At 55.8% G+C, this 16,068-nt stretch carries 14 protein-coding genes; 4 read left to right on the top strand and 10 right to left on the bottom strand.

All coding sequences use genetic code 11. The features are described 5' to 3' along the window. Nucleotides 1–339 precede the first annotated feature (339 nt). Entirely contained in the window at nt 340–1,362 is a 1,023-nt protein-coding gene (locus QLG08_RS02295) for an LLM class flavin-dependent oxidoreductase (RefSeq protein WP_019106503.1), read from the bottom strand. Between the two features lie 269 nt (nt 1,363–1,631). On the opposite strand from QLG08_RS02295, the gene QLG08_RS02290 reads away from it, so the two are divergent. Beyond that, the gene (locus QLG08_RS02290; protein WP_014605478.1) at nt 1,632–2,546 is read left to right on the top strand and encodes a ketopantoate reductase family protein; all 915 of its coding nucleotides are present in this window, start codon (nt 1,632–1,634) and stop codon (nt 2,544–2,546) included. Nucleotides 2,547–2,638: 92 nt separating this feature from the next. Next, entirely contained in the window at nt 2,639–3,697 is a 1,059-nt protein-coding gene (locus tag QLG08_RS02285) for a LacI family DNA-binding transcriptional regulator (protein ID WP_029568969.1), read from the top strand. A gap of 100 nt (nt 3,698–3,797) precedes the next feature. Here QLG08_RS02285 and tmaR read toward each other — a convergent pair whose 3' ends face one another. The 3 genes from tmaR to dacD form a co-directional block, all read right to left on the bottom strand. Further along, nucleotides 3,798–4,124: a PTS system regulator TmaR gene (gene tmaR / locus QLG08_RS02280; RefSeq protein WP_013026330.1), complete on the bottom strand. Its 327-nt coding sequence runs from the start codon at nt 4,122–4,124 to the stop codon at nt 3,798–3,800. A gap of 160 nt (nt 4,125–4,284) precedes the next feature. Then, nucleotides 4,285–5,340: an FUSC family protein gene (locus tag QLG08_RS02275; protein WP_024471873.1), complete on the bottom strand. Its 1,056-nt coding sequence runs from the start codon at nt 5,338–5,340 to the stop codon at nt 4,285–4,287. 213 nt (nt 5,341–5,553) lie between these two features. Then, nucleotides 5,554–6,711, bottom strand: a complete 1,158-nt coding sequence (gene dacD, locus QLG08_RS02270) for a serine-type D-Ala-D-Ala carboxypeptidase DacD (protein WP_014605477.1) — start codon at nt 6,709–6,711, stop codon at nt 5,554–5,556. A gap of 198 nt (nt 6,712–6,909) precedes the next feature. Between dacD and sbcB the strand changes: the two genes are divergently transcribed. Further along, nucleotides 6,910–8,331: an exodeoxyribonuclease I gene (gene sbcB, locus QLG08_RS02265; RefSeq protein ID WP_029568970.1), complete on the top strand. Its 1,422-nt coding sequence runs from the start codon at nt 6,910–6,912 to the stop codon at nt 8,329–8,331. 47 nt (nt 8,332–8,378) lie between these two features. On the opposite strand, the gene QLG08_RS02260 is transcribed toward sbcB, so the two are convergent. From QLG08_RS02260 to ltnD, 5 genes are all read right to left on the bottom strand, one after another. Continuing rightward, nucleotides 8,379–9,734, bottom strand: a complete 1,356-nt coding sequence (locus QLG08_RS02260; RefSeq protein ID WP_014594048.1) for a GntP family transporter — start codon at nt 9,732–9,734, stop codon at nt 8,379–8,381. A 128-nt stretch (nt 9,735–9,862) separates the two neighbouring features. Beyond that, entirely contained in the window at nt 9,863–10,648 is a 786-nt protein-coding gene (locus QLG08_RS02255; RefSeq protein ID WP_013026335.1) for an HPr family phosphocarrier protein, read from the bottom strand. Then, nucleotides 10,648–11,274: an aldolase gene (locus QLG08_RS02250; protein ID WP_014605475.1), complete on the bottom strand. Its 627-nt coding sequence runs from the start codon at nt 11,272–11,274 to the stop codon at nt 10,648–10,650. The genes QLG08_RS02255 and QLG08_RS02250 overlap by 1 nt, the downstream gene beginning before the upstream one ends. Further along, complete coding sequence (gene otnK, locus QLG08_RS02245; RefSeq protein ID WP_013026337.1) at nt 11,267–12,529, bottom strand: 3-oxo-tetronate kinase; 1,263 nt, start codon at nt 12,527–12,529, stop codon at nt 11,267–11,269. The genes QLG08_RS02250 and otnK overlap by 8 nt, the downstream gene beginning before the upstream one ends. After that, on the bottom strand, nt 12,529–13,434 hold the full coding sequence (ltnD, locus tag QLG08_RS02240; RefSeq protein WP_013026338.1) for an L-threonate dehydrogenase: 906 nt from the start codon (nt 13,432–13,434) through the stop codon (nt 12,529–12,531). Before ltnD ends, otnK begins: the two co-directional genes overlap by 1 nt. A gap of 264 nt (nt 13,435–13,698) precedes the next feature. On the opposite strand from ltnD, the gene ygbI reads away from it, so the two are divergent. Continuing rightward, nucleotides 13,699–14,469 carry a DNA-binding transcriptional repressor YgbI gene (ygbI, locus tag QLG08_RS02235; protein WP_014594051.1) on the top strand — a complete coding sequence of 257 codons (771 nt, stop codon included), beginning with the start codon at nt 13,699–13,701 and terminating at the stop codon, nt 14,467–14,469. Between the two features lie 50 nt (nt 14,470–14,519). Here ygbI and QLG08_RS02230 read toward each other — a convergent pair whose 3' ends face one another. Further along, nucleotides 14,520–15,878, bottom strand: coding sequence for an APC family permease (locus QLG08_RS02230; protein ID WP_238493185.1), 1,359 nt, complete (start codon nt 15,876–15,878; stop codon nt 14,520–14,522). Nucleotides 15,879–16,068 lie beyond the last annotated feature (190 nt).

The raw sequence follows: 16,068 nt of genomic DNA, 5'->3' as shown, positions 1-16,068 counted from the left end.
AATAGTAACGCCTGAGAATTTTCTCAGTAAATATGAATATGTCAGGTAACCAGAATACAGTTAACCTTGAAGGCCTTTATACATTAATAAAATTAACACAACTTCATGTCAATTAATTTACAACTAACAATGTATTATTGAGATAAATCTGAAAGCTGATGTTTTCAGCGGCTGATAGTTTCAGAGGTTAATAACGCTAAACATCTCGCTGCACTGGCCAGCAATATTATCGGCGGGGAATGTGAGAAATATTACAGTAGAAGAGGCATTATTATTTTAGTAAAAACCCCACGCAGCGAGGATTGTGTGGGGTTATTAATCTGGCAAGATCAAGCAGGCTTAACGCCAGCCCAGCTCCGGTGCCACGTACTTCAGAATCGATTCAATGACGTGTGCGTTGTAGTCCACGCCCAACTGATTCGGTACAGTGAGCAGCAGTGTATCCGCTTCGGCAATCGCCTCATCCTCTGCCAACAGTTTGATCAGTTTTTCCGGCTCGGCGGCATAGCTGCGACCAAAGATGGCGCGGGTTTTCTCATCCAGAAAACCGACTGAATCCTGATCCTGTCCACTGCGGCCAAAGTAAGCCCGATCCATATCGTTCACCAGCGCAAAAATGCTGCGACTGACGGAAACCCGTGGCTTACGCGAGTGCCCCGCCGCTTCCCATGCTTCACGGTAGGCGCGGATCTGTTTTGCCTGCTGGATGTGGAACGGCTCGCCGGTTTCATCATCTTTGAGCGTCGAGCTTTGCAGGTTCATGCCCATCTTCGCCGCCCATACTGACGTGGCGTTGGAGCCCGAACCCCACCAGATGCGATCGCGCAGGCCTTCAGACAGCGGCTCAAGACGCAGCAGGCCCGGTGGATTCGGGAACATCGGCTGTGGATTCGGTTTGGCAAAACCTTCGCCACGCAGCGCATCCAGGAAAACTTCTGTGTGGCGACGGCCCATGTCCGCATCCGTCTCGCCTTCCTGCGGCGCATAACCAAAATAGCGCCAGCCCTCAATCACCTGCTCTGGCGAGCCGCGGCTCAGGCCCAACTGCAGGCGACCGTTGGAAATCAGATCGGCAGCGCTGGCATCCTCCACCATATAGAGCGGATTTTCATAGCGCATATCGATAACGCCAGTACCTATTTCAATTTTTTTGGTGCGAGCGCCGACCGCTGCCAGCAGTGGAAACGGCGAGCTAAGTTGGCGGGCGAAGTGATGCACACGGAAATAGGCACCATCGGCACCGAGTTCTTCTGCCGCTACCGCTAAATCTATAGACTGCAGCAACACGTCCTGAGCAGAACGCGTGGCGGACTGCGATGATGGCGTCCAGTGGCCGAATGAGAGAAAACCAATCTTTTTCATCTGTAACGTCTCCTGACGAAAGAACAATGCTTTCGCGTGATAAACCTCAATGAAATAAGGTTACGCCAGCCGCGCCGTGACGGATAGTGAATATCCTTAAGCGCTACATTCAAGAATTTTGACATAGCTTGCGCTGACCTGACTGCGGTCAGTGCACTATTCTGTGTGGGTGCAGATTGTAATAATGCTTGCGGGCAGATTGGGTTTTAACGCATAACGTAAATCACTGCCCTGCATCTGGGCAGATGCGTTCAATGGAGGAAGAAGGGATGCGTATTTTGATTGTAGGTGCGGGGGCAACCGGCGGCTATTTTGGCGCACGGCTGATACAGGCCGGGCAGAATGTGACCTTCCTGGTCCGTGAAGGCCGTTTTAATCAGTTACAACAAACCGGCCTGGTGTTGCAGACCCGCTCAGGGCAGGAAACGCTTGAACCCCAGTTGGTCACCGCCGCCAGGCTTGACGCGCATTACGACTTAATCATCTTAACGGTTAAAAGTACCGGCCTGGCGCAGGCGATTCACGACATCCAGCCGGCTGTCGGGCCACAAACCCTGATCATGCCGATTCTGAATGGCATGCGACATATTGACACCTTGCTCACCCACTTCGGTGCCGATCGGGTGATCGGTGGCTTGTGCAAAATCAACGCCACGTTGAACGATAAAGGCCATGTGGTGCAGTTGACGCCCTTACACCAGATCTATTACGGCGCACTGGATGGCAACAACGATGACCGACTGCAGCAGGTCGATGCCGCGCTACGTGGTAGTGCCGTGGAAACGTTTTTTTCCGACAATATTATCGGTGAGTTATGGGAAAAATGGCTGCTGTTAAGCACGCTCGGCGCGGTGTGTTGTCTGGCGCGGGGGAACACGCAACAGATACTGGCCCAGGCCGGTGGCGAGATGCTGCTTCAGGGCATTTACAGCGAGGTGCTTCAGGTTATCTGCGCGGAGGGCTATCAGCCCCGCCCTGCCGTTACCGCAAAAATTTATGAATTGCTGAACGATCCGTCGACGCCGATGACCTCCTCCATGTATCGTGATTTGACCCAGGGTTTTGCTATTGAAGCCGATACGATCATTGGCGACCTGCTACGACGAGCCAGCCATCATAGTATGACTGTGCCACTGTTGAATGCGGTGAATGTTAACCTGCAAATCTATCAACAGAACCGTTAAACACGGATGTGATGGGAAAGCAGCCGCGTCGTCGCAGGACGCGCGAGTAACGGAATTTTGTTACACTCGCTGCCTCATCTTTTGGAGGAATAATGACGTCCCGCTCTGTGACCCTTGATGATGTTGCCCAACTGGCTGGCGTTTCCTATCAAACGGTTTCTCGCGTGCTTAACCGCTCTGAGCAGGTTTCCCCCCGCACCCGTGAAAAAGTTGAAGCGGCGATGCAGCAGCTTAACTATGTGCCCAATCGGGTCGCGCAGCAACTGGCGGGAAAAGCGACCCGAACCTTAGGCCTTGCAACCAGTAACCTGGCCCTGATGGCCCCGGCGCAGATTGCTTCGGCCATTCAGCAGCGCGCCGCCAGCGCCGGTTATCACCTGGTGATCGCGATGGACAGTGAGGATAATGCGGAAGCGACAGTGAATGAACTGATGGCCCAGCGCGTGGATGCGGTGCTGATCAATATGCCGTTAGAGGCGGCCGAGGCGGAAAAAATCCGCGTGATGTGCGGTAAAAAGCCGGTACTGTTTCTGGATGCCGATCCCCATGCTCTCGTATCTCATTGCCAGTATTCAAACGAACAAGGGGCGCGTGCCGCCGTTGCACATCTGATTGCGCTCGGGCACCGGCAAATTGGCCTGCTGAATGGCCCGGTGCGCTCAGTATCGGCTCGTCAGCGCGAAGCGGTCTGGCGTCAGGCGCTGGCAGAGCGTCAGTTATCTCCCTGCTGCGTCCTGCGCGGCGACTGGAGCGCCAAATCCGGCTATCAGGCGATGCTGGCGCAACTCCCGAATGCCCTGCCCCAGGCGCTTTTAGTGGCGAATGATGAGATGGCGCTGGGCGCGATGCGGGCGCTACATCAGCACGGCGTGGCGATTCCGGGCGATATTTCTCTTGTCGGCTACGATGACACGGCAGAAAGCGCCTGGTACCAGCCGCCACTGACCACCATTCGCCAGGATCTTCAGCAGCTCGGCACCCACAGCGTGGATCAGGTGCTGGCCGAACTGCGGGGTGAAGCGGTGGCGTCACGTACCCTGGAGCCGATGCTGGTGATCAGAGAAACCACCGCAGCGCCCGCCAGCCAAAACCTGGACTTATCGGATCTGGCGCGTCAACTCCAGCAGATTGCACGTAAGCTGACCCGCTAAGTCTTCAGCGACGTCTCTCAGCCATAAAAAAAGCCCGCCCAACCTGAAGGTTGCGCGGGCCCGTTATCAGCAGCGAAGGGTTTCCGTTATTCGCGCGCCCTTACGGCGCTTTGGTTTCACCCACGCCCATGGTCTTGAGCTTTTTAGACAGCTCACGGCGCTCTTTCGAGAGGTCGGCGTTTTTGATGATGTATTCATCCACGCGATCTTCATAGTCCGCACGCATGCTGGCGATGATTTCCTGTATCGCTTCCACGCTCATGCCGGGTTTAATGTATTCGCTCAGGTTGTCCAGCAGCAGAACACGCTTTTGGTTGTCACGAATTTTCTTCTCATTATCGACAATTTCACGCTGCAGTTTGTTCTTGCGGCGAAACGTACGGACAAACTCAAGTACGTCCTGAAATGATTGCTTGGCATTTTCCATGATGGCACCTTTCTTTAAGCCTGCTAAAGCAGGGAGAGAGTCAAAACGATCAGCTTAGCGGCTAGCCAGCCTTAAGGGCAATTCTCACAGCTAAATTCGGACTGGCTCTTATCTTAGCGCAAAAAAACCGGGTTTCGCATTAAGTCATTGTCTGAGGTGATTATTTACGCAGCGCCAGACGCAGTAAGTCCGTCATGCGCTCCAGCTGCTTCGCCAGCTCCAGACTCAACCAGACATAGCCATAAATTGGCGTTTCCTCCAGACGGTCACTGCCGCTGGCGATCAACTGCTTAAGTTCATTGACGATTTCCGTTAACTCATGGTTGGCCGCGATGATGTCATAGGTTTCCCCTTTCACCGCCATCTCCGACAACGTCCGTAGCGCGTTTTCCGTCATCTGCTGAGTACGGCGCAGCGTCGGCGCATTCAGCATAATCAGATGGCTTTCCCGCGATGCCCACCAGGCATTAATTTGCATCTCAATGGTGTACACCATATTACGGTTTATGGTCTGAATCGCTTCAAATACCGATTTAGGAATACGCGTTTCTTTGCTGGACGGCTCCAGCAGCGCGCGCATTTTGATGACGCTGGAGAGCAACTTCCCAAAGGGCTTATTCAGTCGCGGCTTTTCCACCAGGTTAGCGGAAAACCCTGCATGATAGATTTTTGCCATCTCGCCCAGCGTATCCGAAAGCTGGATACGCCAGTGAATGTAGGCGCGCTGTGCCCAGACAGCGGTAAATATCAGCGCCAGCAGCGAGCCTAAAATCACATCGCCGCCACGCCACATGGCGACGGTGAAATCCCCCATTGGCGCGCCGACCACTACGCAGAGCGTAATGCCAATCAACAGCGCCATATAGGGATGCTTCCCCAGGGTCAGATAGCCGCTGATAAACATAATCAGCGCGCACCAGGCCAGCATGCCCGGTAGCGAAATCATCTCCAGCTTGAGCGCAATCAATCCCGAAATTGACCCGGCAATCGTGCCGCCAATGCGCTGAATGGCGCGGGGAAACACATTGCCCCACGTGGAGATCGGCCCCATCACCACCACCAGCGTAATCAGCGGCCAGGTGCCTTCGGGAATGCCGGTCATTCGCACAAACAAAAAGGCAAAAAGAAACGCCACCGCGATGCGCAAGCCGTGCACGCTACGGTAATGGCGATATAACCAGAATTCCAGATTAGAGATGGGCTTATCAGAGCGCAAGATAGCTGTCCGCGGGTAAAGAGATGATTCTACGCGATGCACCGTGTGAGTTCTGGCGCGCCGTCAATATTTTAGTCAATACGTGACACATTGGGCCATTATCACCAACCTATGGCGGTAAATCAGCAAAATAAAACGTTCAGGTGGCAATAAGGTCCTGCGATGCGTGCCCTCGCGGCACCTGCCCGGCAGGCAGGTGCGCGTGGCCTGAGATTAAAACTTACGTTTCAGATAGTCGGAGAGGCGGCTAAACATGCCGGCTTCGTTAACGGCACTGAGCGCCACCAGCGGATAACTGGCAATCTGCTTGTCTTTATCCATGACCTGAATCTCACCAATGTTCTCATTGGCTTTCAGCGGTGCTTCCAGATCGCTACGGTTAATCACGTATTTGGCTTTCACGTTCGGAATTTCACTGCGCGGGAGCGACAGGTAAACATCATTTGCCGTGCCCACCTCAACCTGATGCGGATTGCCGTACCACACGTGTTCGCTGCCGATCTTCTTGCCCGCATGGAACAGTTGGACCGTGTCGAACGTATTCTGGCCCCAGACCAGCAGTTTACGCGCCTGCTCTTCGCGCCCTTTCGCGCTTTTACCGCCCATCACCACGGCAATCAGGCGATGCTGACCGACCACATTTGAGGCGATGATATTAAATCCTGCGGTTTCGGTATGACCTGTTTTCAGACCATCCACGTGAAGACTGTTATCCCACAGCAGACCATTGCGGTTGTTCTGAGTGATGCCATTCCAGGTCAGGGTTTTCTCACGGTACATGGCATAGAAATCCGGCTCGCCGTCGATGATGGCGCGAGACAGCTTTGCCATGTCCAGCGCACTGGAGAACTGTCCTGGCGCATCCAGACCGTGGACGGTTTCGAAATGGGTATTGGTCAGGCCCAGTTTCTCTACGTAATGATTCATCAACTTCACAAAGTTGTCCTGGCTGCCCGCGACATAATCGGCCAGCGCCACGCAGGCATCGTTACCCGAATCGATAATGACACCGCGGCTTAAGTCGCGCACGCTCAGCTTATCGCCCGGTTTCAGGAACATGAGCGATGAACCTTTAAAGACCGGATTGCCTGCGGCCCAGGCGTCTTTCCCCACGGTGACCATATCGTCGCGCGTAATTTTCTTTTGATCGATGGCGCGGTCAACGACATAGCCCGTCATTAACTTGGTCAGGCTGGCCGGATTGCGGCGTTCGTCGGGATTGCCCGCCGTAAGCACCTGCCCCGTGGTGGCATCCATTAGCACCCATGATGCGGCATCGATCGCCGGTGGCGTCACGGGAAACGGCATATCGTCGGCCTGTGCCAGCGAAGCCCAAAAAACAGTTACGGTAATTAACAGACGCCTTTTCAACACTTCATCCTTAGTTGCACAAATAAAACAGACGGGAACAGCCGGACGTTTTACGGCAAAAGCCTTAATAAGGTTTAATTAAATTGAAAAAAAATATGAACTGCCGGGTGCCACCACGCAGCTTTGGTCAGTACGGTTGTGCTGGCGAGCGCAGAAGACTATCCTGAACGTTGATCTTTTTGCAGACAGGACAGCGACGTGCCCGCCTCTGAATTCACTTTCTTATTCCATGATTACGAAACCTTCGGCACCAGTCCGTCACGGGATCGTCCGGCGCAGTTTGCCGGGTTACGTACCGACAGCAACTTTAATCCGGTTGGCGAGCCAGAGGTGTTTTACTGCCGTCCGCCGGACGACTATCTGCCCCAGCCTGAAGCGGTAATGATTACCGGTATTACGCCGCAAATTGCCGCCTCGCGGGGCGTCAGCGAGGCCGAGTTTGCCGCCCGCATTCATGCCCTGTTCACCACAGAGCAAACCTGCGTGGTGGGCTATAACAACGTCCGTTTCGACGATGAAGTGACACGCAATATTTTCTACCGCAACTTCTACGATCCCTACGGTTGGAGCTGGCAAAACGGTAATTCGCGCTGGGATTTACTGGACGTGATGCGTGCCTGCTATGCGCTGCGGCCCGAAGGCATCAACTGGCCCGAAAATGAAGACGGCTTTCCCAGCTTCCGGCTGGAGCACCTGACCAAAGCCAACGGCGTAGCCCATGAAAACGCCCACGATGCGATGTCGGATGTCTATGCCACACTGGCGATGGCGAAACTGGTGAAAGAGAAACAGCCTAAGCTGTTCGAGTTTTTATTTACGCATCGCAACAAAAACAAACTCATGACCCTGATCGATATTCCACAGATGAAGCCGCTGGTGCACGTTTCCGGGATGTTTGGCGCCGCACGCGGCAATACCAGTTGGGTGGTGCCGCTTGCCTGGCATCCGGATAACCGCAATGCGCTAATCGTGGTCGACCTGGCCGGGGATATGACGCCGCTTTTAACACTGGATGCCGACAGCCTGCGCGAACGTCTCTACACGCGCAAAAGCGAGTTGGGCGATCAATCAGCCATCCCCGTTAAGCTGGTGCACATCAATAAGTGCCCGGTGCTGGCTCCGGCGAATACCCTGCGGCCTGAAGATGCCGGGCGGTTGGGCATCGATCGCAAGTCTTGTCTGGATAATCTGGCGACGCTGCGTCAGCATCCTGAAATACGTGAAAAGCTGGTGGCGATATTTGCCGATGCGGAACCCTTTACGCCGTCGGATGATGTGGATACCCAGCTCTACGATGGCTTCTTTAGCGATGCCGATCGGGCGGGCATGAACATTATTCGCCAGACGGCGCCGGCTAACCTGCCCGCGCTGGATCTGACGTTTGACAGTCCGCGCGTGGCGAAGCTGCTGTTTCGTTATCGGGCGCGGAACTTCCCCGGCACCCTGGATGATGCTGAACAACAGCGCTGGCTGCAGCACCGTCGCGAAGTACTGAATCCGGATAAGGTGCAGTCGTTTTTGATGGAGCTGGAATCGCTGGCCAGCCTGCATGAAAGCGATCAGGAAAAGCTGGCCCAGTTAAAAGCGCTGTATCTGTATGCGCAGGAACTGGTGTCCTGACGCTCAGACTGGCCGGGAAACGCGAATCGCCTTTCCCGGCCAACATATCAAATCACAAACCACAGCGCCCACGTCAGAACAAAACCGGTCATCCCCATCAGGGTTGTCAGTACCGTCCAGGTTTTTAATCCATCCGCTACCGACAGGCCCAGATAGCGCGTCACCACCCAGAAGCCCGCATCGTTGACATGAGACAGCCCTAGCCCGCCGAAGCACACTGCCAGCGTGACCAGAACACGGTGCATATCATCAATGCCGGTCACGGCCTGCGTCAGTAGTCCGCTGGTGGTAAGAATCGCGACGGTAGCCGACCCCTGCGAGGCGCGCAGCGCCAGCGACAGAATAAAGGCCGCGGGGATTAATGGCAGGTGCAGCGTTTCCAGCGCCAGCGCCAGCGCTTTACCGACGCCGGACTCCACCAGCACCTTCCCAAAGGCCCCACCCGCGCCCGCCACCAGAATCACGCTCGCCGATCCCGGGATGGCCCGGCCGGTCAGATCTTCCAGCTTATCTTTGCTCCAGCCACGGCGGATGCCCAGTAGCCAGGCGGCCAGGCCCAACGCAATCAGCAGCGCTATGGGCGGTGTGCCAATCACCGTCATGATTTTACCTGGCAGGCTGTCCTGCGCCAGCAGCGAGTGAGACAGCGTACCTAATACAATCAGCACAATTGGCACCACGATCAAACCGCTGATGGTCAGCGCACCCGGCGGTGCAGGTTCATTTTTCTTCTGCGCGCCTTCCGGCTTCGCCATCTGCAACTGCTCCAGCACCTCGACCGACAGATGATACTGGCGACGGTTCATCACCTTTGCGACGTAATAACCTAAAATGCCGACCGGCACCGAGACCAGAATCCCCAACATCATCAGCCAGCCCATATCGGTGTGCAAAATGGCCGCAGCGGCCGCGGCACCCGGATGGGTGGGCAGCGCCACGTGTACCGTTAACATCACACCGGCCATTGGCAGGCCAAACTTCAGGGGAGAAACCCGCGCCACTTTGGTAAAGCCGTAGATCAGCGGGATAACAATGATAAAACCCACTTCAAAAAACACCGGGATGCCCAGAATAAAGGCGGCCATGGTCAGTGCAGCAACAGTGCGTTTCAGGCCCAGCGTTTTGCTGAAGCGCTGGGCCAGCGACTCGGCGCCGCCCGAAGCTTCGATAATCGCCCCGAGCATGGCTCCCAGCACGATAATGATGGTGATGTGCCCCAGCAGTCCACCCATACCGCTGATGATGGTTTCCATGATTTTTTCAGCCGGAATACCGGTGGCGATCGCCACCAGCAGGCTGACAATCAACAGGGCGACAAAGGGATGGACTTTGGCTTTAATGACCAGCAACAGCAAAATCACAATGCTGGCGGTCGCAATGGCTAACAGCAACGCAGTCGTCATAGTAAACCTCTGGAATAGTTATCTTTTTTAGCGTTTTTTGGCTACAGCTCTACCTGGTGCTGGTCCGTTTTAAAGACGACCAGAACTGCACCGCTGCCGCAGCACCGGTGTGATTTTTTAACCTTAACTCAGCGGTGTTTCGCCCAGGGCGCCAGCCAGCTCAGCCCTTCCACGGTGTCCCCGCGCGGGAAATATTCGCAGCCGATCCAGCCCTCGTAACCCACCTCATCAAGCAGGCTGAACAGCCAGGGATAGTTGATCTCGCCCTCGTCAGGTTCATGACGACTGGGCGCGGCGGCGATTTGCACATGCTGATAACGCCCGGCGTAGTGGCGAATGAGGTGGCTGAGATTGCCGTCCACCATCTGGGCATGGAACAGATCCAGTTGGGTAAAGACGTTGGGACGATCGATGAGCTCAACCATCTCCAGCGTCTGATACTGGCTGGCATAGAGATAATGGGGTTTAGTGGTGGGATTTAACGCTTCGATTAACAACCGGATGTTGTGTGGGGCGAAGCGTTCTGCTGCATAACGCATATTACCGATGAACGTCTCAACATACTGCTGGCGATCGGCACCGGAAGGGACGGTTGCCGCCATGATGTGCACCTGTGGGCAATCCAGCGCCAGCGCGTAGTCCAGAGCCCTGTCGATATCGGCTCTTGCCTCCGCTTCCCGGCCGGGAATGGCTGAAACCCCCCATTCCCCCGCAGCCACGTTGCCCGGTGCGGTATTGAACAGCACCAGTTTAAGCCCGTTGTCATCGAGCAGCGTTTTCAGTTGCTCAGCCGGATAGTCGTAAGGAAACAGAAATTCAACCGCGTCAAAGCCCGCCTGTGCAGCGGCGGCAAAGCGCTGCAGAAAGGGCACCTCATTGAACTGGGTAGATAAGTTAGCTGCAAACGTTGGCATTATCGGCTCCTGAGTTCGGCGACTTCGTCGGCGGTAAGATAGCGAATGGCCCGGTCGCCCAGGGTAAACATCAGGCGTGCGGTTTCTTCCAACTCTTCGGTATTGTCCGCGGCTTCCTGCAGGGATTTGCCCACCACCACCGGACCATGGTTCGCCAGCAGGAAAGCACGGTAGCGCGGCGCCAGAAGAGCCAGATCTTCCGCCAGTCGCGCGTCGCCGGGTTTATAGTAGGGCACCACCGGCACATCGCCCACCCGCATTACCACGTAGGGCGTAAACGGGCGGATGCAGTTCTGGCTGTCCAGATTTTGCAGGCATGAGAGCGCGGTCAGATAGTGGCTGTGCAGATGAACCACCGCCCGGCAGTCGGGGTTATTCAGGTAGAGCGCCCGGTGAAAGGCGATCTCTTTTGAGGGTTTATCCCCGGCTATCCACTCCCCCTGTAACGTCACTTTAGACAGGCGCTGGGCATCCAGTTCGCCCAGGCAGGAGCCGGTGGGCGTCGCCAGCAGGGTGCCATCGTCCAGCAGCAGCGAAAGATTACCGGCCGATCCTGTGGCATAACCGCGCTGGAAGAAAGATGCGCCCAGCCTGACCATCTCTTCACGGGCCTGTTGTTCAGTCATGGGAAAACTCCGTTTGTGCGCGGCGGAAAAACTGTTCATCACCAAAATTGCCTGACTTCAGCGCGAGTGACAACGGCTGCCCGATATCTCTCACCCAGGGCACGCCGGGCGAAATCACCGGACCAATATGGAATGCAGTCACGCCCAGGCTTTGGGCGACCACGCCAGAGGTTTCGCCGCCTGCGACGATAAAGCGCTGCCAGCCCCGGGACTTCAGCGTGCGAGCTATCTGGGCAAACAGCTGCTCCACCGCCTCACTGCTGCGCTGTGCGCCATAGTGCTGTTGAATCGACTGCAGCTGTTGCGCATCCGCTGTGGCATAGAGCATGGGTGCGAGGGGCTCATCAGCATGCTCTGCGACCCAGTCGCATAACGCCTCGGCGTACTTTTCGTCGCTGAGGCAGCGCGACACGCTGATCTCCTGGGCGGATGCCTGCTGGCGATAGGCATTGACCTGGCGGTTGGTCATTTGTGAGCAGGAGCCCGAGAGCACTACCGCCCGTTGGCCCTGTGGGTAACCCGCGCGCTGTGCTTGCGGGTCATCGCGGTGGGTCGTTGACCACTGGCGCGCCAGGCCAATCGCCAGCCCGGAGCCGCCCGTGACCAGCCGCATCGAGGTGAGTGCTTCGCCCTGGTTCAGCAGATGTTGCTCAGTAAGCGTATCAAGCACCGCGTAATTCACCCCCTGAGCACGCAGCTGCTCAAGTTGCCGTGATATCGCGCCTGCACCCTGCTCTATCGTGGTCGCAGAGATGAGCCCGGCTTTTCCCGTGCTCTGGCTCTCCATCAGCCGTAGCAGGTTACTGTCGGTCATTGGCGTGACCGGATGATGGCGCATGCCGGAATCCGACAGCAGCTGTTCACCCACAAACAGATAACCCTGATAAACGGTGCGCCCGTTCACCGGCAACGCCGGGCAGATCACCGTCAGCGTCTCATCCAGTGCGGCCATGAGCGCATCCGTCACCGGACCGATATTGCCCGCGGAGGTGCTGTCGAACGTGGAGCAGTATTTAAAATAAAAGCGCTCACAGCCTTGCGCCTGCAGCCAGCGCAGCGCGTCAAGCGACTGGCTGACGGCCTGCGCGGGCGGGCAGGACCGCGATTTCAGGCTGACCACAATGGCCTGTGCATCCGGCACAGCGGCCTGTTTCGGGATGCCGTTAAACTGAAGGGTAGAAAGCCCGTTCTGTACCAGAAAGCTGGCAATGTCGGTTGCGCCGGTAAAATCGTCGGCAATGACCCCTAACCGCATCAGATTTCCCCCTCGCGTTGAGGCAGCGTAATGCCGCTGAAGATTTTAATGACCGCACTGTCATCCTCACGGCCATAACCGGCATTGCTGGCCTCGGTGAACATATTCAGTGCGGTGGAGGCCAGCGGCAGCGGGAAATGCAGGGCTTTCGCCGTCTCGGCGACTAGGTTGAGATCTTTGACAAAGATATCTACCGCGGATGTCGGTCGGTAGTCGCCATCGACGACATGGCGCATACGGTTTTCGAACATCCACGAGTTGCCGGCCGCATTGGTCACCACCTCATACATCGTCTCCAGCGGGATCCCGGCGCGGGCGGCCAGCGCCATGGCTTCGGCCCCGACGGCAATGTGCACGCCAGCCAGCAGCTGATGAATAATCTTGACCGTCGATCCCTGACCGATTTCCGTGCCGACGCGATAAACCTTCGCGGCCACCGCATCCAGTACCGGTTGCAGGGCAGCAAACGCCTCGTCGCTGCCGGACGCCATCACGGTCATCTCGCCGCTGGCGGCTTTGGCCGCCCCGCCGGATACCGGTGCATCCAGCATCAGGAGGTGATAGTCCGCCAGTTTTGCGGCGATCTGCTGTGCATCCTGCGCGGACAAGGTGGAAGAAACCATTACCGCCGTGCCTGGCTTCAGCCTGGCGGCCAGCCCCTGCTCGCCAAACAGGATCGTGTTAACCTGTTTGGCATTCACCACGAGCAGCAGCACAGCATCAAGCTGGCTGGCAAAGGCATGCGCCGACGTCTGAGCATCGCGCGCGCCCGCCTGACGCAGCGCATCCAGCGCCTGCGGATTCAGATCCACGCCCCAGGTTGACAGCCCGGCACGAATGCAGGACTGCGCGGCGCCCATTCCCATTGAGCCTAAGCCTATGACACAAATATGTGAAACTGGCATCGCTGGCCTCCATTGTTAATTTAAGTGAATTTTTGATTTCTGTTGTTAATAGTGCCAATAAACGACGCGCAAAAACGTGTCCTTATTCACATAAATTAACTCAAAGAGGCCACTGTAAAACATTTTTTCACATCACTCACCGCTTGCTATTCCCCCACCCGGGCAGTGAATGCGCGGTTTTTCAGGAAAAATAGAGTCAAAATTTCCATGTTTCTTCACATGACGATGCTCTACAATGTGAAAAAATGATAAAACGAGGTGGTTATGATTCCGGTTGAGCGTCATCAACAGATTCTGGCTCTGGTGGCAGAGCGCGGCGTAATGAGCATTAACGAGCTTACGGAGCGTTTTGGCGTGTCACATATGACTATTCGCCGGGATGTGCAAAAGCTGGAAGAACAGGGCGCGGTACTCTCGGTGTCGGGCGGTGTTCGTTCCGCTAACCGGCTGGCGAGCGAGCCCTCACATCTGACCAAAACGGCCCTGTTCAATGAAGAAAAAAAAGCCATTGGCAAGTTAGCCGCTCAGCTTATTCCGCCTGACAGCTGCATCTATCTGGATGCCGGCACCACCACGCTGGCGCTGGCGCGGGAAATTGCCGATCGGGAGGATCTGCTGGTCGTCACTAATGATTTTATGGTGACCAATCTGCTGATGGAGGCGAGTCGTTGTCGGGTGATTCACACCGGCGGTACGGTGTGCCGGGATAACCGCTCCTGCATTGGCGATGCGGCGGCACGCCACCTGCGTCAACTTGCGATAGATATCGCTTTTGTGTCCACCTCAAGCTGGGGGCTGCGCGGATTGTTTACGCCGGATGAAGACAAGGTGGCGGTTAAACAGGCCGTGTGCGAGGTCAGCAGCAAACGCATCCTGCTCAGCGACAGCTCTAAGTACGATAAAATCGCGACGTGGCTGGCCTTACCGTTGGAGAAGTTTGATGTGATCGTGACGGATGATCAATTGAATGCCGCAGGACGAAATGCGTTACAGGCAGGAAGTTGGGAACTGATGATGGCCGGAAAAAGCGAATAAGAACAGCCCTGCTCTGTCCCGTTATTGGGCACAGAGCAGGACCAGGGGGATTACACTTCTTCGCTAAACTGGGGAACCGGATTGCGGAAACTGCGGGTCACAAAGGCCAGGTAGAGAATACCAATGGCGGCCCAGATCAAGCCCAGAACCATCGAACTCTGCTCCAGGTTAATCCACAGCGCACCAACGGTCAGCGCGCCCAGCATCGGCAGAACCAGATACTGGAAGTGATCTTTCAGGGTTTTGTTACGTTTTTCACGTACCCAGTACTGCGCAATCACCGACAGGTTAACGAAGGTAAACGCCACCAGCGCACCAAAGTTAATCAGCGCAGTCGCGGTAACCAGATCGAAGTTGATGGCCATCAGCGCGACGGCACCGACCAGAATCACGTTCAGTGACGGCGTGCGCCATTTCGGATGGATATAGCCGAAGAAACGCTCCGGGAATACGCCATCACGGCCCATTACGTACATCAGACGCGATACGCCCGCGTGCGCCGCCATGCCGGAAGCCAGTACGGTGACCACGGAGAAGATCAGGATACCGACCTGCAACGCTTTGCCCGCGACGTAGAGCATGATCTCCGGCTGTGAGGAGTCCGGCTCTTTAAAGCGCGAGATGTCTGGGAAGTACAGCTGCAGGAAGTAGGAGGCCACGATAAACATCAGGCCACCAATCAGCGCGGTCAGGAAAATCGCACGCGGAATGGTACGTTCTGCATCTTTCGTTTCTTCCGACAGCGAACTGATGCCGTCAAAACCCAGGAAAGAGAAACACAGGATGGTCGCTCCCGTAATCATCGGCACCACGTGGGCGTTTTCCGACCAGAACGGTTTGCTGCTTACCACTGTTCCTGCACCTTCACCGTGCGCCACACCGTAGATCACCATGGCAGTAATACCGACCATCACCACAACCTGCAGGATCACGATCACGCTGTTGAAGTTGGCGACGGTTTTGATTCCCTTAAGGTTGGAGAGCGTCATAAAGCCCACCAGCAGCACCACGAAAATCCACGAGGGGATACCTGGTACCAGGGTTTCAAAATAGTTTTTTGCCAGCAGGATGTTGATCATCGGCATGAACAGGTAGTCCAGCAGCGATGACCAGCCCACCATAAAACCGACGTGCGGACTGATTGCCTTTTGAGCGTAGGTATAAGCGGAGCCCGCAGATGGGAAGCGGCGTACCAGCTTACCGTAACTCACGGCAGTGAACAGAATCGCAATCAGGGCGAAAGCATAGGCGGTGGCAACGTGACCATCGGTCAGGCCCGACACAATACCAAAGGTATCGAACAGGGTCATAGGCTGCATGTAGGCTAAGCCCATCATGACGACCGGAAGTAAAGTCAGCGTTTTTTTCAGTTGGGCACGTTGTGGTGCAGCAGAGGTATTAAGCGACATGCTTCAGTCCTCCTTGCGCAGCAACCTGACTGGGTTGATTCACAAGGATACTGCGCATTAAGCGACAGGGAGTAAGGTTTGCGGCAGCGGCGCCGTAGTCATCACGAAAACGTGTACCAGCCTGCGCTGGCAGTGTGTTAAACAACCCCATCTTTACATCCTCAATCTCACGCGGGTGCGTGTTTTCAGT

Origin of the sequence: Pantoea sp. V106_11 (genome assembly GCF_029967885.1) — a bacterium.
Lineage (GTDB): Bacteria > Pseudomonadota > Gammaproteobacteria > Enterobacterales > Enterobacteriaceae > Pantoea > Pantoea ananatis.
This window is presented reverse-complemented; position numbering and strand designations above follow the sequence as displayed.